General features: G+C 64.0%; 1 protein-coding gene. It reads right to left on the bottom strand.

Annotated features, from left to right (window positions below; all coding sequences use genetic code 11):
* A partial coding sequence (locus AF337_RS01760; protein WP_152970859.1) for a PAS domain-containing protein occupies positions 1-242 on the bottom strand: 242 nt, incomplete at both ends.

Below are 242 nucleotides of genomic sequence, written 5' to 3' on the forward strand. Positions count from 1 at the left end.
CGTAGGATTCGCTCATGTCTCGCACTTCCTCGCGGGTGACCTGCACGCTCAGCGTCCGCACAGTGCCGCCGCGCACCAGCGCAATCTGCTTGCGGAAATCGCCGCGATAACGCACCGCCGCCTCGGTCAGCACCTGATCGACCTCCGGCGCGATGTCGACCAACTGCTTTCCGAGCATTTCGTCGGCTGACAGTGACATCAGCGTCTCGGCCGAGCTGTTGACGATGGCGATGCGACGGTCC

It is taken from the genome of Rhizobium ecuadorense (assembly GCF_001187535.1).
Taxonomy (GTDB): domain Bacteria; phylum Pseudomonadota; class Alphaproteobacteria; order Rhizobiales; family Rhizobiaceae; genus Rhizobium; species Rhizobium ecuadorense.